Below are 23,559 nucleotides of genomic sequence, written 5' to 3' on the forward strand. Positions count from 1 at the left end.
CTAAGAATCTATTTCAAAACCAGGAATATGGAAGGTTATAATAATTACAGAATATCTGCTCCTACAGAATTTAAAGAGGTTTTTTCGCATTTTTATTATGCAGAAAACAGATCAGAAGAATCTGTAGAAAAGACACTTTTACCTTCATATCAGACCATGATGATTTTCAGTTTTGGTCATCCTGCATCGTTTATTTCTAACAATAAAGAAAGCATTGAAGTTGAAAAATGTATCGTACTGGGGCCCATAAAACATGCTTTTAACTATATTCTGCCAAAAGGAGCAGAGATTCTGGTTTGCAATTTTAAAGATGATGCTTTCTTCAGGTTTTTCGGAAATACAGATTTTACAAAGGGTTTAGCCATACATCCTGATGAGTTGATTCATCAGAATTGTTTTACAATGCTATGGTCCGAATTGAAAAAGATAAGTTCCAATGAAGACCGGGTTCAGGCTCTGCTGGATTTCTGCCGGCCTTATTTACGGGATCGTAATGGTATCGCAGAACAAATAGCTGCATTTGACCGTACGACCTTCAGCCCGATCAAAGAAATTTCCAGAAAAAATAAGCTATCCGAAAGATCACTGCAGACGAATCATAAAAAACATTTTGGCTATACCTCAAAAGAAATTCACCGATATCAGCGTTTTTTAAAAGCAATTCAGATAATCCAGACCACTTCCTGTCAACATATTAAAATAGATTGGTTTGATGTCATCAGCCAATGTGGTTATTATGATCAAAGCCAACTTATTAAAGATTTTAAATATTATATTGATCTCAGTCCTTCAAAATATCTGAAATTCCAGGAATCTATATGTGATCCTAAGAATTAACCGGACCTTCATCACTTTTATAACACCATCTCATTATATGCTGATCAGGCACTAGGATGGGTTGAGTTTATCCATATTGTTTTCCTCATAAAAATATGTAAAAGAAGACTTCGTTTTCTTACAATTTTAAATCCTGCAATACACTGAATTTTGAAGGAATAAAAAACAGTTTTTATGAAACATACAAATCTTCTCATAACAGGAGCAACGGGAAGTGTAGGTACACAACTTGTTAAGAAATTGGTTAATATGAATGTCTCTTTCAGAGCACTCGTCCGAAGCAATGATCAGGGAGATCTGATGGCTGGTTTGCCACAGGCTGAAATAGCTCTTGGTGATCTGTCGGATAGCGATAGCCTTGTTCAGGCATTACAGGGAATTGAAAAAGCATTTTTGCTTACCAACTCATCGGAATATGCTGAAGAACTTCAGCTTAATTTTATTAATGCTGCCCAAAAAGCAGGGGTAAAGCATATTGTGAAATTATCTCAGCTGGCTGCAGACCAGGCTTCTCCGGTACGTTTTCTCAGATATCATGCCGCTGTTGAAGAAAGAATCAGAGAGTCGGGAATGGATTATACATTTTTACGCCCGAATTTGTTTATGCAGGGACTTATAACGTTTGGGCATTCTGTCAGATATGAAAGACAATTTTATGGCTCACTGGGTAATGCCGCTGTCAGTGCTGTTGATATTCGTGATATTGCAGGAGTGGCAGCAAAAGTATTAACAGAGAATGGGCATGAAAACAAAATCTATAATATAACCGGAAATAAGTCTCTCACTCATTTTCAAATGGCCGAAGTACTTTCCAGAGTATTGGAAGCCGAAATTACCTATGTTGATTTAAATTCTGAACAAATGCGTGAAGCATTAACGGTTGCCGGGTTTCCGGAATGGCAGGTAGAGGGGCTGATCGAAGATTATGCTCATTATGCAAAAGGAGAGGCCGCTGAAATCTTTAATACAGTTCACGAGATAACGGGAAAACCGGCAATTCAATTCGAACAGTTTGTTCATGATCACTTAGAGTTTTTCAAATAGTTTAATCATCCTAAAAATAATATATAATGAAAAAGTTCGTTTACAGTTTTCTTTTAATCGCAGGAATACTTACGGTAATCATTATCTGTCTGGAAGTTTTCACTTCATACGCTGTGACAGAATCTATCAATAAAAATGCTCCTGTAAAAACCTATCAGGAAATTACAATAAATGCTCCTGCACAAAAAGTTTATCAGATGATGAGTGATATAGGTCATTGGAAGGATTGGCACAGTGATGTTGAAGATCCTAAGCTAAATGGTCCATTCAAAAAAGACAGCTCTTTTGATTGGAAAAGTGGTGGTTTAACCATTCATTCTACCTTGCATACCGTAGTGCCAGGACATAAAATAGGTTGGTCAGGTAAAGCTTTCGGGGCTTTTGCAATCCATAATTGGTCATTCATAGAACACGATGGCAGAACAACAGTAAAAGTCGAAGAAAGTATGGAAGGCTGGCTGGTATCACTGCTAAGCAGTACATTTCAGAAAGGCCTGGAAAATTCATTGCAGATCTGGCTGAAGAATCTTAAAGCTAAAGCCGAAAAATAGGTTTTAATTAATTTCCGGAAAATCTTTCGTTTGCTTTTTACACTGTGGCTGATAAAATTTCCTGTCATTGGTGGCCAAGATTGCCATTCACGAATGGATGGTAAAAAAACATTTAAAAATAGATGTTTATGGTGGCGCAGTTTTCTTTTTGGCTACAATAAACTAACTTTCGGCTACATCAGGACAGTTAAATCTGTGCAACTTTGCTTCAACAAAAAATAGTAATGCAATGAAAGTATTTGTAACAGGAGCATCGGGTTTTAATGGCTCCGCAGTTGTAAAAGAATTAATAGGTGCCGGATACCAGGTCGTTGGTCTGGCCCGTTCGGAAAAATCGGCAAAAATCATTCATGATTTAGGCGCTGAAGTACTGAAAGGCAATCTTGAGGATACTGAAATACTGAAACAAGGTGCTGCTGATTCGGATGGTATCATTCACTGTGGGTTTAACCACGACTTTATGAAAGGTGGGGCAACTACATTTTCAGAGGCAGCAGTAACAGACAAAAATGCGATCATTACAATGGGGGAAATGTTTGCAGGCACAGACAAAACTATGGTAGTTACTGCCGGGATGCTGGGGCTGCCTTCTATCAATGGTTTTATAACCGAAGAGAGTATTGCAGAAAATTCTCTCAGATCATCGGAAGCAACTGCATTGGCATTGGCAGAAAAAGGCGTCAATACCTCTGTTGTCAGGCTGGCACCTTCAGTTCATGATAAAGGAGATGAAGGCTTTATTCCTTTTATGATCCATCAGGCGCGCAAAAACGGAGTTTCAGCCTATCCGGATAAAGGAAAAAACCGTTGGGTAGGTGTACATCGTCTGGATGCTGCCAGAGCTTTCCGTTTGGCTTTAGAAAAAGGTCATAAAGGGGGAGTATATAATGTGGTTGACCAGGACGGCATTGAAATGAAAACCATAGCTGCCTGTATTGCGGATAACCTTAACCTTCCGGTTGTCTCTGTTTCCGGTGAAGAACTTCAGAAACACTTTGAGTGGATGAGCCATTTTATCACAATGGATTGTCCTGTGAGTAATGTTAAAACACAGGAAATGCTGGGCTGGAAACCTTTGCATATCGGGCTTCTGGAAGATATGAAGCAGCATTATTTTGAGAAGACAGGTACACAAAGTATATAAAATAAAAGTATATTTCACATGAAAAAAATATTTATAACAGGCGCCAATCAGGGAATTGGTTTTGAAACCGCCAGACAATTGGCCGCACTTGGTCATTATGTTTATCTGGGAAGCCGCAGCCTTTTAAATGGAATAGAAGCACAGGAAAAACTAAACAGGGCTGGCTTTCATAATGTAGAATGTATTGAAATAGATGTTACAGACATTCATTCCATACAGTCTGCAAAACAGACACTGGAGTCCAAAACACAGCAGCTGGATGTGCTGATCAACAATGCGGGTATTGCCGGCGAGCAGCCACAGAACATATCTACAGGCAGCATCAGCAATCTTAGAAATGTCTTTGAAACTAATTTTTTCGGAGCTGTACAGACTACCCAATTGTTCATCGACCTGCTAAAAAAATCGGAGGGACCAAGAATAATTAATGTGTCAAGTCCTTTGGGTTCCCTTTCTCTACAAAGCGATTCCCAAAACCCCAATTTCAGGACGTATGATGCGTACAGCGCCTCTAAAACTGCTCTCAATGCTTTTACCGTTCTGCTCTCAAAAGAATTTGAGGAAACGGATTTTAAAATAATCAGTGTAGAACCTGGATATACGGCATCAAATCTTAACCGATATCAAGGTACCCAGACCCCTGAACAGGCGGCAGGTATCATTGTAAAATTTGTAACTTTACAGGACATACCAACAGGTAAATTTTTCGACAGGAACGGGAATGAATTAGGCTGGTAATGCAAACCGTCTATAAATCAGTTTTTAATTTTAAACTATGGAAAAGCGTCAGATCCAAAGGATAAAAACCATTAGCGAATTTCACAGGCTGAGGGGATTGCCCAAACCTGATCATCCTCTGATCAGTGTGGTCGATTATTCGGCAATTAAAAGACCTTCAGATATTGATGAAGTCAGTATGGTGCTTGATTTTTATATGATTTCCCAGAAAAAAGGAATTGGTGGGAAAATGTATTACGGGCAGCAGGAATTTGATTTTGATGAGGGAGTGATGGCATTTATAGAACCTAACCAGGTTTTCAGGATACAGACTGATCCTGCTTCTACCGAAAAACGTTCGGGCTGGATGTTGCTGGTTCATCCTGATTTTTTATGGAATACACCGCTGGCCAAAACAATTAAACGGTATGATTATTTTGACTATTCGGTCAATGAAGCATTGTTTCTTTCGGAAAAGGAACAAAAAACGCTTGACGGCATCATTGATAATATTCAGCAGGAATACCATACCAATATAGACCAGTTCAGCAAGCAGATTATTATTTCACAGATTGAGAGCCTTCTCAATTATTCGGAACGTTTTTACAACCGCCAGTTCATTACAAGAGAAAAGGGCAATCATCAGATTTTAGCCCTTTTGGAGGACCTGCTTACAGACTATTTTGACGGTGATGATTTAGCCATAAAAGGATTGCCAACGGTTCAGTATATTGCAGATACCTTACATATTTCGCCAAAATATCTGAGTGGTTTGCTTAAAACACTGACCGGGCAAAGCACACAACAGCACATACACGACAAACTCATCAGCAAAGCGAAGGAAAAGCTTTCCACCACCAGTTTGTCCGTCAGTGAAATTGCCTATGAGCTGGGTTTTGAACATTCACAGTCATTCAGTAAACTGTTTAAGACCAAAACAGAGATGTCGCCATTAGAATTCAGGGCTTCTTTTAATTGAGAATGGATTGTACAATATTCGCTCAATATTTATTCAATTCCATAGAGCATTTTAACTTGCTTTTTCGTTTTTTCGTCAGCTAGCTTAAATCCGAATCCATCACCCTGACTTCCAAAGACCTGGTAACCGTACTTAAGTCCATAAAACCGATCAATAAGCATTTTCAAAGGACCTACTTCTATTTCTTTGTCAAAAACCGCCTGTTTAATAACAGGTAAATATTTTTCCATCATTTCAACGTTAGAATGTTGTACAACAGCCCACATAACATTTTCAAATTCCTTGCCTACTAAACTTCTTCCTATATATGTTTTGTGTTTTTTGTAGAGGGTATCAATGATTGATTGGTTTTCTGTGTCTAAAAGCTGTTGTTTGCTTTGCAACTTTAAGTTTCTGTACTTCTGGTCATTGATATTAACAGTATACATTTTTTCAACCAGGGGAAAATCCAGGTTATTAGATTGGCAGTACTTTACAATATCAAATTTTTCAGCGGTAGGATTGGATTTGCATTGAAGTAGCTGCTGGTCATAATCTTTTCGTATAATAGTGTATTTAGGATTAGTTTTAATTGAATTTTCAAAAGATAAAATATATTCGCAGCTTCCTTTGGTATCAACAAATTTTCTAAATGCAACGTCAATATTTTCTTTTGTTTCTTTCAAACTGAGAAAAGCATTTAGGATATTAAAATAGTCTGCCAGATTAAAGTTTTCGGTTTTATTTTTTACAGCACTCTTTGTTTCTTCTAAAATCATAATGCCATAATTATAATCTTTATCCGAAACATTCTGATTTTTCTTCGGATGATAATTGAGGACCTGGTTTTCAAAGTTTTCTTTTGTAAATCCGGAAGATACTTCTTGCGAATTGCAGGAAGTAAAACCCAGGATGCAGAATATAATAGTTATTATTTTTTTCATTTGGAGCTTTTAATATTTGTCTAAGTTAGGATTTTCGGACAACTTTATTTCGTTTATTCTGAGAACAGAGTTAAATTTTTTTATAAGTAGTGGTCATGACAAAAGAATAGTATAGAACTGAATATGAAGCTCTGACAAAAAAAATGAAATTTTGGCAGTATTTATGAAAAAAATTCACTTTTCAAAATTTGGTATTTTTTTTGAATTTTACTGATTAACAGCTGGCCAGCTGAAGTTTAAATAATAAATTGTTTAACTTTAAAAGAGCATTATTATGAATCTTATTAAAAGAAATTGGAGTAACGTACCAACGGTTCCTAATCTTTTCGATGATTTTTTTAATCGCGAATTTTTTAACTGGGGAAACAATAATTATTCATCAACAAGTACCACAGTTCCTTCAGTGAACATTAAAGAAAATGCCGATGCGTACGAGGTACAGGTAGCTGCTCCGGGTATGGATAAGAATGACTTCGAAATTAAGCTTGATGGAAATCTCCTGACGATCTCATCATCCAAAAAGGATAATAACGAAACAAAAGGAGAAAACTTCACCCGGAGAGAATTTAGTTATCAATCGTTCCGGAGAAGTTTTGAATTGCCAAAAGATGTTGTAGATCAGGATAATATTCAGGCAAAATATGAAAATGGATTATTGAAACTGACTATTCCCAAGAAGGAGGAAGTAAAGCAAAAACCACCTAGGTTAATTGAAATAACATAAGAGTGCAGCCCAATGCACCGCTGAAAATAAGCCCCATAGCGGGGCTTATTTTATCCTCAGAAGAATTTTCTGGATGACTGATCGGAGCCCGACAGGTTTGCGTATCAGAACATTCGAATGTGTAAATTCAGATGCGCTGTAAGGGGATTTTCTCCTTAAAAGTTATTCTTCGTAAATAAATCATGGTAAATTTTTAACAGCTAATGCTATAATACAGGAAATATGCTTTGGACAGTATGTATTTTGTGTATGACAACGCTGGGATTGATGATTTTGCTCAAAAAGCTGAATCAGCCCTATCTTATTGCCTATCTTATTGCGGGTATACTGCTTGGTCCGTATGTTCTGAAACTTTTTACCAAGCCGGAAGAAATAGAGGTTGTTGGGGAAATAGGCATATTGCTTCTTATGTTTTTCATAGGAATGGAAATTAATATTCCCAATAAAAAAAATTTAATTATCAAACCATTATTGGCACAGGGAATCAAAATACTTCTCAGTTTTGTTTTTGCCTGGTTCATAGGGTACCTTCTTAAGCTTGATTATAAAAGTATTGTTCTTATCGGAATGCTGTTCACATTTAACAGTACCGCTGTGGTTGTAGAGTTTTTAAAGAAGCATGGAACAATACATACAGCATTCGGGATTGTTATCCTGAATATTTTACTGTTGCAGGATCTTCTTCTTGCCCCTGCGCTAACAGTATTAAAATTTTGGAATGGTGATGAATTCAGGTACTGGGATTTTATTCTGCCTCTGGCTGCCTGTGCAGGTATTTTCTTTATATTCAGAAAGATCAGGCATCTCAGGGAAATTAAAACATCCTATGCTTTTATAGAAAATGATCACGATTTACAGGTATTCACCGGACTTTTTATCTGTTTGGGATTTGGGCTGCTTGCAGAAGTAATTGGGATGAGTGCTGCATTAGGAAGTTTTATAGCCGGAGTGATAGTAGGGAAAATGAAAGCTTTTCATTGGCTTGAACATTCATTGATGCCTTTTAAAGTGTTTTTTGTTTCTCTTTTCTTTGTATCCATTGGACTTCGGATGGATATTCCATATGTATTATCAAATTATAGACTTATTGTTTTAGGTACTTTGGTGGTATTGATCAGTAACAGTGTTATGTCTTCTGTTTTCTTTCGGGTGCTGAACTTTAAATGGAGAGACAGTCTGTATGGAGGTGCACTGCTTTCACAGACAGGAGAATTTGGAATTCTTGCGTTATCCATTGCTTATAAAACACATATTGTAGAGTATGAACTTTATAAAGCAGGACTGGGGATTACGTGTCTTTCTCTGCTGTTTTCCACAGTATGGATAAGTATTGGAACGATTTTCAAATGGCGTAAGAATGGCAATGTTATTTCTGAATCCTGAATATAATCCGGATTTCTGATTAATCCGCCTGTCATGCATTACTTTAGCAATATTGCAGGCAGGATGGGAACGAGATGCAGATCAATTCCTTTTTTTCATTAAGATTATTATTCAGGCAGAAGCTTTTGCCAAAATCACCTCCGTATATTGCGAAGCATTGTTTCGGGCAGATGTGGTGTTGATCTTGCTTTTTTTGAAATTTACAAAGGAAAGAGGTTGCATTTATTGAATTGTATAATCCATGGTATCCACTTCAGACAGCCGGAAGTAACCCAAAGGTGCGTTGGAAGAATGGGTCAGATTAATAATGTTTCCGTTAACAGAAGTAGGAGTTGTAGAAAACGGGCCGCTTTCTGAGCCGGAGGCATTCAGTATTTTTCGGAAATAATCATAATATCTTTTGGAAACAGCAATTAACTTAATATTGATAACATCCCCTGCAGCCAGGTCTTTATCAGAATAATAGATCGGATTCAATCCACCGTTGTTATTTTCATCATCTTTTACCTTATACTGGGGAAATGCAATATGCGGGTTTTTGTTGCTGAAAACATAGTAGTTTTTTTCATTGATATTATCCTGATAATAGTAGGTGATTTCAATTTCGTCACCCGATATTCCACCATTATTGTTTTGGATAATATTATCTTCTATTTCAGGTGCACCGGTTAATGTTTCTGTGGCTCTGTAGGTCTCTCCGTTTAAACTGATTGTTAATCTATAGCTTTCCCCAACTACCGGCAGGAAGTTATTGCAGATATATTCTCCGGTTCCTGGATCTTCAACAAAATTAAAAGCCATATCCGCTGAATTGGTAATGACTATATTGGCTCCTGAGACACTTGGGAAATCTGAATTATAATATCCTGTGGTTGTGGAAAGCTTTATTTTCTGCCGGTTTCCGGATGTGTTTTTTATCCAGTCAATGGATGCATCTATTACCAGTCTGGGTTCTGCTGTCTCAAGGTCTACATCAATTACTTTTTCACAGGCAATAAGCAATAATTCCATTGCGATCAGTATATATATTCTTATTGTTTTCATTGTACTGGTAAGAATTTTTAGAATTTAAAATTATAAGTAACACTTGGGATAATCCCGAAAATAGATATCTGCCTTGCCTCACTGATTCCGGTATCCGGATTCTGGCCAAAATTAACGGCTGCAGCATTGTTTCTTCCATAAACATTATAAATACTGAATACCCATTCTCCTTTCCACTTTCTTATTTTATCAGGTTTCGGGGTATAGGTTGCAGATAAATCCAAATGATGGTAAGCAGGGATCGAATTTCTGTTTCTTTCTCCATAGTTGGCTATTGTGATACCCTGATACTGGTATTTTCCATTGGGATAGGTGGCTGCTTTTCCTGTCTGATAGGTAAAAATTCCTCCAAAGCTCCATTTTTTTGAGAGCTGATAAGCAGCTGTCAGTGAGAAGTTATGCGTTTTATCGTAATTAGCACGATACCACTGACCGTTATTGATTCCTGGTTCGTCTGCATTTCTGCCGGGGGTTCTTTGTTCTGCACGGGATAGAGTATAGGAAAGCCAGCCTGTTAATCTGCCTGAATTTTTTTTAGTCATAATTTCCAGGCCATAGGCTCTTCCTTCACCATTCAGCATCACCTGTTCAATAGCTTTATGGGCAATAAGCTCTGCACCGTCAATATAATCGGCTTTATTTTTTATCTTTTTATAAAAAGTTTCCACTTCCAGAGAATAGTTTCCGTTATTGAAATTCCGGAAATATCCCAATGCTACCTGATCCAGAATCTGAGGCTTCAGATAGCTGTCGCTGGGTGCCCAGATGTCCAGCGGGGAAACAGAAGCGGTATTGGAGATGAGGTGAACATACTGTGCCATGCGGTTATAGCTGGCTTTAAATGATTGATTGTCATCTAAAGCATAAGATATCCCCAAACGCGGCTCCAGATTTCCAAAGCCGATAATTTTTTTATTTTTTCCGTAACTGATACTGCCTGTAGGGGTTCCCTCTTCATAAATCTGCATTTCCTGATTGTAAACAACAGCTTCATTATGGGTATAAGTATTGACCTGCTGTGCCCCTAAACGCATAAAATTACTGTATCTTAAGCCGTAATTGACAGACAGGTGATCTGAAAATTTTTGTTCAGCATTAATATAAATGGCATTTTCCATTGCATTTTTTTTTGCGATCTGGTCTGGCTTTATTGTTGAATTTTCTCCAAAGGGGGCAATGGTACCGGGATTGAACTGGTAATAAATAGAGTTCAGTCCGTAATTCAGACTCAACTTGTCAGACAGATAATGTTTGAAGTCGTATTTAAAATTATAATTTTTGATGTTTGATTTCCAGTCGATTCCTGCGAATTTTATCTGTAATCCATAATTGTAATCGCTGTAAATGACTGACGCATTGGAAAATAATTTATCAGAAAATATATGATTCCATCTTAAATTAAGAAGCGTATTGCCATAATCGTTCATGAAGCTGTTATTGAAGCTCATATCGTCTTTCCCAAAATATCCGGATACATAAAGGCTGTTTTTAGTATTCAGCTTAAAATTCAGCTTTGCATTTAAATCATAGAAGTAAGCTGAGTTAGGTTTTTTGGCCAATTTCATAAAAAGATGGGCGTAGGAGGCCCTGCCTGCTATTACGAAAGAACTTTTTTCTTTGACAACAGGACCTTCTATCAGCAACCTGCTGGAAACAGCTCCAATACCTCCTGTAGCATGATATTCTTTATTATTTCCTTCTTTCTGATAAATATCCAGAACCGAAGAGATACGGCCGCCATAATTGGAAGGAATTCCCCCCTTATACAGTTTCAGGTCTTTGATGACATCAGCATTGAAAACAGAGAAGAATCCAAACAGATGGGAGGTGTTATAAACAATTGCTTCATCAAGAAGAACAAGATTGCCATCTACAGAACCGCCTCTTACATTGAATCCTGAGGATCCTTCCTGCGCATTGGCAACTCCCGGAAGCTGCAGGATGGACTTCAGAATATCCACTTCACCCATTACTGCAGGCATTTTTCTGATCGTTGCGATGGACAGTTTGTTGACGCTCATTTCCGGAGTTCTGATATTGGTTTTTGTACTGTTCCCTTTTAATATCACTTCTCCTATTGATTTTGTACGGCTGCTTTCCGTTAGGGTAAAATTTCTCTGCATATTTTCTGTTATGGAAATTTTCTCTTCAGTTATATCAAAATCAGGGTAATTGATCACCACTGTATAATCACCTTTAGGAAGGCTGATAGAGTAGAAGCCATAGGAATTGGTAACCGCTGTTATATTGGCTTCAGGAACTGAAATAGTGGCCCCGATAAGTGTTTCATTATTTGATCTGCTGGCAATGATCCCGCTGAGTGTCACTTTTTCCTGTCCAAAAGCTGCTGCTGAAATCATCACAAAAAGTGAAAGGTATGATTTGTTCTTCATTAGGATCCCGTTAATTATAAATCTTGAGCGAAAGTATTGTTTTGAAAAGCCCGGAATTCAGGTAATTATACCAAAGTGTTTGATTATTATATGAAAGGATGTTTTTAAAAGATCAAAATTCAATGTGTTTTTTTTATAACTTTTAGAAATTGAATGACAGTATTGAATTTTTTGTATACAAAAGATATGCTTTCGTATAAAATGTCATCTGCCTCTGCTGTATGATTTAATTTTGTAATATATTATTGTTAAAACAATGAGCCAAAATCTAGATAATCAGTTCAAGGATGAAAATTGGATATTTCAGTTTTTTGTTTCCGCCAGATACAGAATCATCAGGCATTTGATTCTGTTTCTTTTTATAAGTGTTGTATTGTATAACAGCAGACCGGAAATTACAGAACCAACCCCCGTTTTAATGCTGGTCATATTGTTGTTTTACTGTAATATGTATATTCTGGTGCCGAGGCTTTTATTTAAAAATAAATATATATGGTACTGCCTGGCTGTCATTACAATTCTTGCAGCCATTGTTATTTCAGCAAAAGTATTGCTGGCATATTTTGGACGTTCAACTTCTGATGATCTGAATATCCTGCTTTTTTCAACCCTTATCTTGGTTCTCTTTGCTGCTTCTGCTTCAATAAAATTATTTCAGAAATGGATGTTGGATAAGCAGCTGATTTTTGAGCTTGAAAGATCCAGAACATCTGCTGAACTTGAGCAGCTGAAAAACCAGATCAATCCCCATTTTCTTTTCAATATGCTTAATAATGCCAATGTTCTTACTAAAAAAGACCCTGAAAGGGCATCACTGGTTTTATTGAGATTAAGTGACCTGCTGCGGTATCAGTTATATGACAGTACCAGAGAAAAGGTCCTGCTGACATCAGACATCCATTTTTTGGAAGATTTTCTGAACCTGGAAAAGATCAGACGGGATACCTTTAATTTTATCCTTTCCAAGGAAGGTAATATAAGTGGTGTACTGGTTCCCCCTTTATTATTTATTTCGTTTGTTGAAAACGCTGTAAAACACAATAATGATTCAGCAAGATCATCGTATGTAAATGTTTTTTTTGAAGTGAAAGATGATGAATTGATTTTTCAGTGCATCAATTCAAAACCACAGCATAAAGCGGTCCCTTATTCCGGAGGGTTAGGCCTGGCTAATATTAAACGGAGACTTGAATTATTATTTCCATTAAGCCATTCATTAAAAATTATAAATGATGTTGAATCCTTTACTGTCTATTTATCCATTAAATTATGAATTGCATTATTGTAACCCAGGATTTTCTGATAGAAAAAAGCATCAGAAAACTCGTTCTGGAATCGGATTACCTGTATCTGCTGTCTGCCTTTCAGGCATTTGATAAAGCATCAGCATATATGGCAGACCACTGTATTGATATTCTGTTTTTCGACATTCAGATGTATGATTTTGGCAGTATTGAATTTATTTATACCATTCCTGAAGATACTTTTGTCATCTTTGTTCCCCAACCTGATCCATTTATCAATAGTGCCATCAATGAAAAACCTTTCTCAAACCTGATCATGAAACGCTTCAAAAAAGGACTGGATGAAGCAAGGTTTTTTCTCAGCCTTGGTAAGAAAGAAAAATATAACAGATCATCTGATTACTTTATTATTTAGAGAAAGTGCAATGAGAAAATATTAATTTTATATCTGTAAATCCTGAAATATGAAATGTATAATTGTAGATGATGAACCCCTGGCAAGAGAAGCCATTAATATGCTTATAGATGAAACCGAGGACCTGCATCTGCTGGGTACATTTAATGGTGCTGAACCTGCCGGGATCTTTTTAAAAGATAATCCCAATACGGTAGACCTTGTTTTTCTGGACATTCAGATGCCCGGTATCAACGGTATTGAATTTTCAAATTCTTTTCCGAAAGAAACTCTGGTGGTGTTCACCACTGCGTTTTCTGAATTTGCGGTAGACAGCTATGAGGTGGATGCGGTGGATTATCTTATAAAACCCATAAGGCTGGAACGTTTTCAAAAAGCGGTAGAAAAGGCAAGGAGCTACTCCAAATTAGTGAAAATAGATCACAGTTTTTCCAATATAGAGACCAGTACAGATGATTATCTGTTTGTCCGGGCGGAACGGAAAATGTTTAAACTTCATTTTAAAGATATTCTTTTTATCCAGGGTTTAAAAGACTATGTGATTTTGCATACAGAGAACCAAAAAATCATTACGGCAATGAACATTAAAACAATTCAGGAACAGCTGCCGAAAAACATTTTTGTAAGAGTGAGCAAATCATATATCGTTAATTCCTTACACATAAACTCTTTAGATAATAATACCATTTACATTAAGGAAAGTGAAATTCCTATTGGAAATATATACAGGGATTATTTCTTTAAAGAATTTGTCACCAAAAAGATGCTGGGCAGATTTTAATATAGATAAAATTACTAAAGGAATTATGGAGGTTCAGCAATGAAAAATCTGATAGCACAATTATTTATATAAATCCTTTTCTATAAAATTATTAAATCGTTTCAGAAACTCTTTTGCACGTGTTTCTTTGTTCCTGATTAACTCTTGTTTGGTCAAGGGATTTCCGGTATTTGAATCAAATAATATTGTTTCTGACATTCCGGAAGAACTGTGCATGAGTTTGATATTTTTAGCAGGATCTTGTAAGTATTCATTCCAAAGCTTGTTGAATTTTTCCTTTGTCAGGAGAATTTCTGCCGTTTTTGCATCTATAAGTGAAAAGCCGTCTTTGAGTTTCATACTCCCGGCCAGATTGAAAATATGAGTTCCTTCTTCATCTTCGATCTGTAAAATCAGGCCGGGCAAACCACAAAATTTATAAGGTCCGTCCTGGATCTGAATTTCATGGGTAAACCAGGCAATCCAGTTTCTGCCGCCAAAATATGTAGTCGCTTTCTGAGCTTTAAAAACTTCAATGCTTTTTGTTTCAGGTAGAATTGTCCAATTTATTTTATCCGGTTCCTTTACTGCAACATTGCTGGCGTTCAGTGAGGTATGATATATTGTTTCTAAACCTGGGTATGTTTTGGATACCCGAAAATTGACTTTGGGATGTTTGATCTTCCTGAAATCAATGTTGACGGAATTTGAAGCCTTTCCTTTTTCAACTTCAGCATTGAGAAGAGAGTCCCGCGTAATCAGCAATGCACTGTAAAAATAGGAGCCTTCTTTGGTGATATCAAGATTCATTATTTCCTTTTCTGCTTTATCCTTGTTTAAGGTATCCATCTTAAATGAATATTCGTAGACAAATCTTTGATTTTGAGAAAACAAAATTCCTGAGATCAACAGGAACAGTGTGATGATGATTTTCATTTTTAAAATTAACAAGCGGTTATTAATATCGTTCAAATATAACAATGTTTCTGAAACAGACCGTCTGGATATCTGTAAAACTAACTCAATAAACGGCAACTTCAAAACGTTACCGGTAAAATAAAATCAACAAAAAAGCCTTGGATCGAATGTTCAAGGCTTTATGTTATCTCTGGGTGCTTTCGTTTTACATACAAGATTATCGTGATTTTTATTATTCAATCCACAAGTACCCCACAGAATAAGTTTTGGCTTTTCCTGCGACAATCACTCTTTCATTTTTGTTTTCACAATAGAGTTGGCCGCCTCTTTCGGACAGCTGGCGTGCAAAAAGCTTATCTTTTCCTAATCTTGATGACCAGAACGGGATGAGTGAGCAGTGTGCAGAGCCGGTTACAGGATCTTCAAGAATGGAAGACTGCGGTGTAAAGTATCTTGAAACAAAATCACTGTCTGTACCTGCTGAGGTCACCACAACACCGCCTGGATCCAGATTGATAAGATCAAAAATTGATCTTTCAATTTTGATGTTTCTTATATCTTCTTCAGAATCATATACCAAAACGTAGTCTCTTGCTTTGAACACCTCTTTAGGCTGTATATTCAGTGATCTGATTATTGTATCCGGGAGTAAGGAGATTTCAGGCATTCTGGATGGGAAATCCATATAATAAACCCCATCTTTTACATCAACGGTTAATGCACCACTTTTTGTATCAAAAATGATCCTGTTATTCTTATAGTTTAAAATGGATGCCAGGCAATGAGCTGTAGCCAGGGTAGCATGCCCGCACAAGTCCATTTCTATTTCAGGGGTAAACCATCTCAGCTGAATAGTATCACTTCCATTATCAATAAAGAAAGCCGTTTCTGCCACGGCATTTTCACGGGCTATTTTTAACAGTATTTCATCGGGTAACCAATTTTTTAAGGGAACGACACATGCCGGATTTCCATGGAAAATTTCTTCTGTAAACGCATCTACCTGATATAATTCTAACTTCATGTTTTATAAAAATTTTGGTCTGTTGGGTATAAAGATACTCTATTTCTGAATGGAATACTAAGATCATCAGTATTCCGGAAAAATATTTTCACAGTCAGCTAAAAGATCAGATTCATTTATGTCTTTTGTATACAAATAAATCATGATTTTTTTCTTATTCATCTTGTAATAATTTTTCCACACCAATGTAGCTGTTTTCTTTCAGGTGTTTTTTTTAATAAGACTTTGGAAAATTTAGCTTTGTAATATTAAAAAAAGGGAACAATGAAAAAATATTTCTATCATTTCTTCATGTTAAGTCTTTCAGAAATACAGATTACTGCAGTTTCCAATCTGTATACAGAACCCGAAACAATTCTTGATCTGACCATTACTACAGCAGATAATAACTGAAATGACAAATGCTTCCCCGGGACTTTTACTTTATTAAACTCATAATTATATAATAATGTTTAAAAACTTTACTAAATTATCAGTAGCCGCAGCTTTGCTTTCATATAGCATTGTGTCTGCACAAAGTGTAGGAATCAATACCGCACAACCCGGATCAACACTGGATGTTAATGGTTCTTTGGCAGCAAAATACACCGCAGTGACAGCTGCAGCATATGCGATGACTTCCGGTGATTTTCATATCTCATATAACGGAACCTCCAATGCTGTTTTTACTTTGCCAACTGCTATATCTGGTACAGGTAACTTCAGTGGCCGTATGTATACGATCAAGAATAATACAGCTTTTACGGTAACGGTAAATCCTGCAGCCTCAGAGACAATCGATGGTAATGCCAGTGTTACGGTAGGTCCTAATCAAAGCCTGCAGCTGATCAGTACCGGTCTTACAGGAGCTGCAGCTACATGGGATATATCAGGAAATAATTCGTCCGGCAGCACCGGTGTAACGGCAAGTAACGGACTTAGTACCACTGGTAATGATGTGAGGCTTGGAGGCACACTTTTACAAAATACCGCAATTGATTACGCTGATAAAGCATTATATTTCAGAAGCAATGTTGACGGAGCTGGTCTTACCTCGATCAGTAACCTGAGCTCCGGCACCAATGCCTCTGCACTTTTAAGGCTTACCAATGACGCAGGAAGTTCCATGGATATGTTTCTTAATTCCTCTACCAAAACCGCTGATGGAGGAGCCAATGGAGGAACGATAAACAATATTGCGGGAGCCCTTACTATAGCAGGAAATAATAATGCGGCCCAATTTAAGCTCAGTCAGGCCAACGGTGGTGATTATCTTTTTAACGCTGACAGAAAACTGAATTTCAACGGAGATGGGGATATTACAGCCTTTGGAGCGGCAGGTAATGCCGTTAATGCTTATAATGGTCTTCTTACGCTGAGAGGTAACAGCAACAGTTCTTCATTTGCAAAGGTAACGGTAGGAAGTACCGGCTTCAGATACTATTATGGAGATAATGTCAATAGTAAGACGGATATTGACGGGAACGGAGATATTAATATGAACAGACCTGAAGTAGCCGGAGTAGGAGGAAATAAAGTTGCAGCTACAAAAGGGCATCTTGATCTAAGCGGATATAATACGCTGAACGGTTCTGTTACCCAGGTCTATCTTGGAGCTGAAGGATTTAAATACAGCTATAACGGCAGTACCAAAGTGATCATTGACGGAAACGGACAGGTAAGTGCCGCAGGAGGTTTTGTAAATACTTCAGATATGCGTCTGAAAACCCAGATTAAAGATATCGGATATGGGCTCAGTACTATCATGGCATTGCAGCCTAAGCAATATGAACTGTCAGCCAATAATCAGATTAAAGATGGAAAACCTGCTGTAAACCCAAGTCAGAAAACGCAGCATAAAATCGGATTCCTGGCACAGGATCTTTATAAAGTAGTTCCTGAAGCAGTCTATAAACCGAAAGATGATACAAAAGAAGCCTGGGCGGTTGATTATTCCGCGCTTGTCCCTGCGCTGACCAAAGCTATCCAGGACCAGCAGGCTGAAATAGAGCAGCAAAAAGCTAAGATTAAAAAGCTGGAAACAGAAATGGAAGCCATCAAAAAGAAACTGGGAATGTAAATTAATTACATTAATGCTGAAATTATTATTTTACTGATTTGATTCTAAGAACACGTACACGTCATATTCCTATTTGAAAGAGAAGGAGTTGAGTGAAAACAGCCCTCTGTTTTTATTTAAAACAATTCCGGACGTTTTGAATTTTAGATTTTTTCCGATATGTTGCAAAAAGCCTGCAGACAGCAGGCTTTTTTCTGGCTTTACAAATAATCTTATTTCAGATTTTCCTTAAAAAAAGCTTCCAGCTTATCGAAAGGAATAATATCTGTTTTATCGTAAAGGTCTACATGTACAGCGTCAGGAATGATCATTAACTCCTTAGGTTCGGCTGCCATTTTGTAAGCATCCTCACTGAAATACCGTGAATGGGCTTTTTCTCCTGCAATAATCAGTACCGGACGGGGAGAGATTTCTTTGATATAAGTAAGCAATGGCATATTCATAAAAGAGAGTGCATTGGTTGCATTCCAGGAGCCGGCTGAGTTTAAAGAACGTTCGTGAAATCCTCTCGGAGTACGGTAGTAATCAAAGTAATCCTTTACAAACTGAGGCTCATCTCCTTTCAGCTTTTCAGCATTCAACCTTGGTCCGGGCTGAAATGTTCCCTTTTCTGCATCTTTCCAGCGCTGTTCGCCAAGTTGTTCTAACAATTGTGTACGTTGTTCCGGAGTAACTGCATCGTAATAGCCTTTCGCCATTACCCGTGACATATCATACATACTGGTTGTAGCGACTGCTTTTACACGTTTGTCAATTGCGGCAGCATTTAATGCAAAACCTCCGAATCCACATATTCCGATAATTCCTATACGACTTCTGTCTACATGGTTCTGTAATCCCAGAAAGTCTACCGCAGCACTGAAGTCTTCTGTATTGATATCGGGAGATGCCACACTTCTCGGTTCCCCTCCGCTTTCTCCGGTATAAGATGGATCAAATGCCAGTACAATAAATCCACGTTCTGCCATCTGGTTGGCATACAGACCGGATGACTGCTCTTTCACAGCTCCAAAAGGCCCGCTTATGGCAATTGCTGCTAGACCTCTATTTTGAACAGGGGATGCAGGACTGTAAAGATCGCCGGTAAGCAGTATCCCGTAACGATTTTTAAAATGTACTTTTTTCCGGGTAACTTTGTCACTCAATATAAAAGTATAGTGTTCTTTTGCTTCTGTATTTTTCATTTTCGTTTCATTTTGCTGTGCGTAGGATTTTCCTGTGAACAACAGTACAAGAGCTGTTAAAATTGTCCATTTTTTCATGGTAATGTTTTTCTTTAAATAGGTTTGATGATTTTTGCAGGTACTCCTCCTGCAATGACATTGTCCGGAATATCTTTATTAACAACAGCTCCGGCGGCTATTATTGCATTTTCACCTATAGTAACTCCTGGCAGAATGGTTGCATTGGCTCCAATCCAGACATTCTTTTTAATATGAATTGCTCCGGGAGCAAGTGAATGACGGCTGTCTGAAGAAATGGGATGTCCTTCAGAGAGTAAATTTACTTTGGGAGCAATCAAAACATCATCTTCTATGGTAATGCCTCCCAGATCCAGAAATGTGCAGCCAGAATTGATGAATACATTTTTACCGATTTTTGTGTTCCTTCCGTAGTTGATAGAGAACGGAGTAAAGATGGTGGTGCTTTCTTCGATACTTTTACCGGTGATCTGACTCAGAAGTTCCCTGATTTCTGCCGGGTCAGAAGAATTGTTCATCCTGATCAGTAATTTCTTTGTTTCAAAAGAGACTTCAAACATTCTGAAGGACTGAGGATCATTTGCAGGGATTGTTTCCCCTTTTCTGAGCCGTTCAAAAATATCCTGTGTTTTCATTATCATTTATTTACAGGACAAAATTAAAGAGCGAGCCTCACAGTAATATTACTGCGAGGCTCAAATAACTTTTCTCAGAAGCTCAGGTTAAATTTCTGTTGGTGGAAATCCGTATTGTTTTTTGAATGCTGTGGAAAAGTGTGATGGATTTTTAAATCCAACCTCTACATAGACATCCTGTACTTTCATGCCTTCGTTTTTCAGTTTGAAATAGGCCGCTTCCAGACGTTTTCTGATCAGCCATTTTTGTGGACTCAGATCACTGATCTTTTGAAAATCGCGCTTGAATGTGGCAAGACTGCGGCCGGTATAGGAAGCAATCTGTTCCATGGTAAGATCATCCATATAATTTTCATTCATGAATTCCATAATATCAATTTTCCACGGCTCTGTAAAATCGAACAAAATAGGAAAGAAGATCTCTGAATGATTGAGCAAAGCGTAAATTCCCTCCTGTAATTTAAGATGAACAACCCCTTCTGAAGGCTTTGTATTTTCATCAAAATAAGGGGTAAGTGACTGAAAAAGGCTTGTAATATCGGCACGAGAGTCTATTTTAAAAACATTTTCTTCAGAAAAAGGAACTTTCTGAGGCAGGTCCGATTTATTCAGTTTATTATAAAAATCCCGGAGTAATGTACGGTTAAAGGTAAGAGAAATTCCTTTGTAGAGTTCATCTCCTTTACTGTTTTTATACATCATCAGACGGTGGTTCCGCCGGATAAAAGCGCATTCTCCCGGGGTTATGGTTGTTTTGGTATTTCGGTCCTCAATGACCTGCTCTCCTGAGTACAAATAGAGCAGTACATGTTCTGGGGTTGCATGAATGCATTTTTCACTATAATCCGAAAAGCAGGAAAAAAATATTCCTGAGTAATTTATGGTTTTTAATTGGTCAGTCTGTTCCATCTTATGCCAAAAAATTATGGGTCTGTAAAGACAAAGTTAATCATTACATGCTTAGCTCTCTTTTCTTTACGGCTCAATATAGCTTTCTTAGAAGCTCACCAACTGACAATCTGCGGATTATTTAAAGGTGAGAATTGTTTCTTGTTTTTACCCTTGATTGAAATTCATTATATTGGCAATTCCAAAAGTATTTAATAAGCATTTTTTGATTTCTGTTCAATAGATGCAGTAATTGATCTTCAGTGATAAAAATTAACCACAAAGAATCTGACTATGAAGCGGACTTTTCTTACAGCTTTCTTTTTCTTTATTGCCCTGAGTGCCAAAGGGCAAAAACAGGCTGTCTCCCCTGATACAATTGCTCTTTTTTTCGATGAACTTGCAACAGCTTCCAGCAGGAATGCCGGACTTTGGAACAAAGATTTATATGGTCCTGTAATTTTAATTGACCCGAAAACCAGAGAATTTTTTGCCAACGAACCCGATTCAGAGGGAATTTTGAAACGGAACGGGAAGATCTATTCAGGTGTTTTGCCTGCTTCTATCAATATTGCGAATACGGCAGTCAATTGGGGTGGAAAAAGATGGGCGATGATCATGCTGCCTCTTTCTCAGGATAAAGAAAGCAGGATTAACCTTTTGGCACATGAGTCATTTCACAGCATTCAGCCTGCATTAGGATTTACATTGAACAATGCGGAAAATAATCACCTTGACCAGAAAGAAGGCAGGATATATCTGCGCCTTGAACTTGAAGCATTGAAGCAGGCAGTCCGCTCAACCTCACAAAAAGAAATGAAGCAGCATCTGACCAGTGCATTGACCTTTAGGAAATACAGGAACATGCTTTATAAAAATTCTGAAACTGCAGAAAATCTGCTGGAACTGAATGAAGGAATTGCTGAGTTCACCGGCCTTATCGTGAGCGGAAGAAATAATGAGCAGACAAGGTCGTCTCTTTTGAATGGAATAAATGATTTTATGAAAAATCCAACATTTGTCCGTTCATTTGCTTATTATACAACACCTGTTTATGGGTATTTGCTGTACAAAAAAGATAAGGACTGGAATAAAAGGATTGATGGGAAAACAGACCTCACCGGTTATTTCATTAAAGCATTTAATGTAATAATTCCGTCTGATCTGAAAAAAGCAGCTGGAAACCTGGCGGATCGTTATAATGGTAAATCAATTACAGAAGAAGAAACAGAAAGAGAAGAAAAAACCAGAAGACTCATTGCGGAATATAAACTGAAATTCATTCAGCAGCCTCATTTTGAAATCAAATTTGAAAAAATGAATGTCTCCTTTGATCCAAGAAATATCGTACCGATAGAAGATAAAGGAACGGTATATCCCAACATCCGGGTGACGGATTTATGGGGGATTCTGACTGTTGAAAACGGAGCATTAATGAGTCCGAACTGGGATAAAATTTCCATATCTAATCCAGTGAAAACAGAAAATAAAAAAATATCCGGAGACGGCTGGATTCTTGAGCTGGCAGATGGCTATACAATAAGTAAAGATGAAAGCAGCGGAAATTACAGGCTGGTCAAAAATTAATATCATTGATCATAATAAGCTTCATTATTTCAGTGAAGCTTTTTATCATAATGAATTAAGAGTACCATTTCTTTTTCATGAACAGACTGGCTTTTACAAGCAATATTAAAACCGGAACCTCTACCAAAGGCCCGATCACTCCTACAAAAGCCTGCGATGAATGAATACCGAAGACTGAGATCGCAACCGCAATGGCCAGTTCAAAATTGTTTCCTGTTGCTGTAAAGGCAATGGATGTATTTTGATCATACGGAATATGTAAAGACCTGTTGATAAAAAAGCTCACAAAAAACATCAGCACAAAATAGATAATAAGAGGAATTGCAACTTTTGCCACATCCATAGGTAATTCAAGTATTTTATTTCCTTTAAGGCTAAACATCAGTATGATCGTAAATAGGAGAGCATAAAGGGTAACAGGAGAAACTGCAGGTACAAATTTTCTGTTATACCATACAGCTCCTTTTGCTTTTATCAGGATATAACGGCCCAGGAAGCCTGCCAAAAACGGAATCCCCAGGTAGATCAATACACTTTCGCTAATATCTTTTACAGATATATTTATTGTAAAGCTGATTAAACCTAACTGATGGGGAAGAACATTCATGAACAGCCATACCATAAAGCTGTAAGTAAATACCTGGAAAATACTGTTTAATGCAACCAGCAAAGCAGCATATTCTCTGTTGCCTTTGGCAAGGTCGTTCCATACAAGTACCATAGCGATGCATCTTGCCAGTCCAATTAATATAAGCCCTGCCATATAATCCGGCTCATCTCTTAAAAAGAGGATGGCCAGACAGAACATCAGAAGAGGCCCTATGATCCAGTTGAGAAATAAAGAGACCCCAATTGCTTTTTTATCCCTGAATACAAGAGGCAGGAGAGAGTAGTCAACCTTAGCCAATGGCGGGTACATCATAAGGATAAGGCCAATTGCCAATGGAATATTGGTTGTCCCTGAAGACTGCGATTGAATCATATCAGGAATAGAAGGAAAGAAATAACCTAAAGCAATCCCTACGCCCATTGCCAGAAAGATCCATAGTGTAAGATAACGATCAAGAAACTTTAATTTGGGCTGCATG

General features: G+C 37.5%; 23 protein-coding genes. 14 read left to right on the plus strand and 9 right to left on the minus strand.

What is annotated here, in order from left to right:
* The first annotated feature begins 27 nt into the window (after positions 1 to 27).
* The 6 genes from CRS_RS00565 to CRS_RS00590 all read left to right on the plus strand — a co-directional run bounded on the left by CRS_RS00565 (position 28) and on the right by CRS_RS00590 (position 5,272).
* Positions 28 to 837, plus strand: coding sequence for an AraC family transcriptional regulator (locus CRS_RS00565; RefSeq protein WP_142722156.1), 810 nt, complete (start codon positions 28 to 30; stop codon positions 835 to 837).
* 174 nt (positions 838 to 1,011) lie between these two features.
* A complete protein-coding gene (locus CRS_RS00570; protein ID WP_142722157.1) occupies positions 1,012 to 1,881 on the plus strand; it encodes an SDR family oxidoreductase in 870 nt (289 codons plus the stop codon).
* A gap of 26 nt (positions 1,882 to 1,907) precedes the next feature.
* Positions 1,908 to 2,432, plus strand: coding sequence for an SRPBCC family protein (locus CRS_RS00575; RefSeq protein WP_142722158.1), 525 nt, complete (start codon positions 1,908 to 1,910; stop codon positions 2,430 to 2,432).
* Between the two features lie 229 nt (positions 2,433 to 2,661).
* Complete coding sequence (locus CRS_RS00580) at positions 2,662 to 3,576, plus strand: SDR family oxidoreductase (protein WP_142722159.1); 915 nt, start codon at positions 2,662 to 2,664, stop codon at positions 3,574 to 3,576.
* Positions 3,577 to 3,594: 18 nt separating this feature from the next.
* On the plus strand, positions 3,595 to 4,314 hold the full coding sequence (locus CRS_RS00585) for an SDR family NAD(P)-dependent oxidoreductase (protein ID WP_142722160.1): 720 nt from the start codon (positions 3,595 to 3,597) through the stop codon (positions 4,312 to 4,314).
* Positions 4,315 to 4,351: 37 nt separating this feature from the next.
* Positions 4,352 to 5,272, plus strand: a complete 921-nt coding sequence (locus tag CRS_RS00590) for an AraC family transcriptional regulator (protein ID WP_142722161.1) — start codon at positions 4,352 to 4,354, stop codon at positions 5,270 to 5,272.
* A 29-nt stretch (positions 5,273 to 5,301) separates the two neighbouring features.
* Here the strand turns inward: CRS_RS00590 and CRS_RS00595 are convergent, their stop codons facing one another.
* Positions 5,302 to 6,195: a hypothetical protein gene (locus CRS_RS00595; RefSeq protein WP_142722162.1), complete on the minus strand. Its 894-nt coding sequence runs from the start codon at positions 6,193 to 6,195 to the stop codon at positions 5,302 to 5,304.
* Positions 6,196 to 6,469: 274 nt separating this feature from the next.
* On the opposite strand from CRS_RS00595, the gene CRS_RS00600 reads away from it, so the two are divergent.
* Together CRS_RS00600 and CRS_RS00605 are read left to right on the plus strand one after the other, a co-directional pair.
* On the plus strand, positions 6,470 to 6,919 hold the full coding sequence (locus tag CRS_RS00600; protein ID WP_142722163.1) for an Hsp20/alpha crystallin family protein: 450 nt from the start codon (positions 6,470 to 6,472) through the stop codon (positions 6,917 to 6,919).
* Positions 6,920 to 7,141: 222 nt separating this feature from the next.
* Positions 7,142 to 8,302: a cation:proton antiporter gene (locus tag CRS_RS00605; RefSeq protein WP_228451132.1), complete on the plus strand. Its 1,161-nt coding sequence runs from the start codon at positions 7,142 to 7,144 to the stop codon at positions 8,300 to 8,302.
* 222 nt (positions 8,303 to 8,524) lie between these two features.
* Here the strand turns inward: CRS_RS00605 and CRS_RS00610 are convergent, their stop codons facing one another.
* Complete coding sequence (locus CRS_RS00610) at positions 8,525 to 9,346, minus strand: DUF4249 family protein (protein ID WP_142722164.1); 822 nt, start codon at positions 9,344 to 9,346, stop codon at positions 8,525 to 8,527.
* Between the two features lie 17 nt (positions 9,347 to 9,363).
* Complete coding sequence (locus CRS_RS00615) at positions 9,364 to 11,739, minus strand: TonB-dependent receptor (RefSeq protein ID WP_142722165.1); 2,376 nt, start codon at positions 11,737 to 11,739, stop codon at positions 9,364 to 9,366.
* Between the two features lie 256 nt (positions 11,740 to 11,995).
* Between CRS_RS00615 and CRS_RS00620 the strand changes: the two genes are divergently transcribed.
* Genes CRS_RS00620 through CRS_RS00630 form a run of 3 tightly spaced genes read left to right on the plus strand, consistent with a single transcriptional unit; the run spans position 11,996 to position 14,179 of the window.
* Positions 11,996 to 13,012, plus strand: a complete 1,017-nt coding sequence (locus CRS_RS00620; RefSeq protein WP_142722166.1) for a sensor histidine kinase — start codon at positions 11,996 to 11,998, stop codon at positions 13,010 to 13,012.
* On the plus strand, positions 13,009 to 13,398 hold the full coding sequence (locus tag CRS_RS00625) for a hypothetical protein (RefSeq protein WP_142722167.1): 390 nt from the start codon (positions 13,009 to 13,011) through the stop codon (positions 13,396 to 13,398). The genes CRS_RS00620 and CRS_RS00625 overlap by 4 nt, the downstream gene beginning before the upstream one ends.
* Positions 13,399 to 13,447: 49 nt before the next feature.
* Complete coding sequence (locus CRS_RS00630) at positions 13,448 to 14,179, plus strand: LytTR family DNA-binding domain-containing protein (protein ID WP_142722168.1); 732 nt, start codon at positions 13,448 to 13,450, stop codon at positions 14,177 to 14,179.
* A gap of 60 nt (positions 14,180 to 14,239) precedes the next feature.
* Here the strand turns inward: CRS_RS00630 and CRS_RS00635 are convergent, their stop codons facing one another.
* Together CRS_RS00635 and CRS_RS00640 are read right to left on the minus strand one after the other, a co-directional pair.
* Positions 14,240 to 15,094 (minus strand): GLPGLI family protein, encoded by an 855-nt coding sequence (locus tag CRS_RS00635; RefSeq protein WP_142722169.1) that lies wholly within the window; start codon positions 15,092 to 15,094, stop codon positions 14,240 to 14,242.
* 214 nt (positions 15,095 to 15,308) lie between these two features.
* Positions 15,309 to 16,100: a PhzF family phenazine biosynthesis protein gene (locus tag CRS_RS00640; protein ID WP_142722170.1), complete on the minus strand. Its 792-nt coding sequence runs from the start codon at positions 16,098 to 16,100 to the stop codon at positions 15,309 to 15,311.
* Between the two features lie 264 nt (positions 16,101 to 16,364).
* Here CRS_RS00640 and CRS_RS24720 point away from each other — a divergent pair, with 264 nt between their 5' ends.
* Together CRS_RS24720 and CRS_RS00645 are read left to right on the plus strand one after the other, a co-directional pair.
* The gene (locus CRS_RS24720) at positions 16,365 to 16,493 is read left to right on the plus strand and encodes a hypothetical protein (protein WP_262711763.1); all 129 of its coding nucleotides are present in this window, start codon (positions 16,365 to 16,367) and stop codon (positions 16,491 to 16,493) included.
* Positions 16,494 to 16,548: 55 nt separating this feature from the next.
* Positions 16,549 to 18,159 carry a tail fiber domain-containing protein gene (locus CRS_RS00645; RefSeq protein ID WP_142722171.1) on the plus strand — a complete coding sequence of 537 codons (1,611 nt, stop codon included), beginning with the start codon at positions 16,549 to 16,551 and terminating at the stop codon, positions 18,157 to 18,159.
* A gap of 212 nt (positions 18,160 to 18,371) precedes the next feature.
* Here CRS_RS00645 and CRS_RS00650 read toward each other — a convergent pair whose 3' ends face one another.
* From CRS_RS00650 to CRS_RS00660, 3 genes are all read right to left on the minus strand, one after another.
* Positions 18,372 to 19,421: an alpha/beta hydrolase gene (locus tag CRS_RS00650; RefSeq protein ID WP_142722172.1), complete on the minus strand. Its 1,050-nt coding sequence runs from the start codon at positions 19,419 to 19,421 to the stop codon at positions 18,372 to 18,374.
* 14 nt (positions 19,422 to 19,435) lie between these two features.
* Positions 19,436 to 20,002, minus strand: coding sequence for a sugar O-acetyltransferase (locus CRS_RS00655; protein ID WP_142722173.1), 567 nt, complete (start codon positions 20,000 to 20,002; stop codon positions 19,436 to 19,438).
* Positions 20,003 to 20,083: 81 nt separating this feature from the next.
* Positions 20,084 to 20,905, minus strand: coding sequence for an AraC family transcriptional regulator (locus CRS_RS00660; protein WP_142722174.1), 822 nt, complete (start codon positions 20,903 to 20,905; stop codon positions 20,084 to 20,086).
* Positions 20,906 to 21,178: 273 nt separating this feature from the next.
* Between CRS_RS00660 and CRS_RS00665 the strand changes: the two genes are divergently transcribed.
* The gene (locus tag CRS_RS00665) at positions 21,179 to 22,471 is read left to right on the plus strand and encodes a hypothetical protein (protein WP_142722175.1); all 1,293 of its coding nucleotides are present in this window, start codon (positions 21,179 to 21,181) and stop codon (positions 22,469 to 22,471) included.
* Between the two features lie 55 nt (positions 22,472 to 22,526).
* Here the strand turns inward: CRS_RS00665 and arsB are convergent, their stop codons facing one another.
* Positions 22,527 to 23,558: an ACR3 family arsenite efflux transporter gene (gene arsB / locus CRS_RS00670; RefSeq protein ID WP_142722176.1), complete on the minus strand. Its 1,032-nt coding sequence runs from the start codon at positions 23,556 to 23,558 to the stop codon at positions 22,527 to 22,529.
* Position 23,559: the final 1 nt, after the last annotated feature.

The sequence above is a fragment of the Chryseobacterium sp. ON_d1 genome, assembly GCF_006829085.1.
In the GTDB taxonomy this organism is placed as follows: Bacteria; Bacteroidota; Bacteroidia; order Flavobacteriales; family Weeksellaceae; genus Chryseobacterium.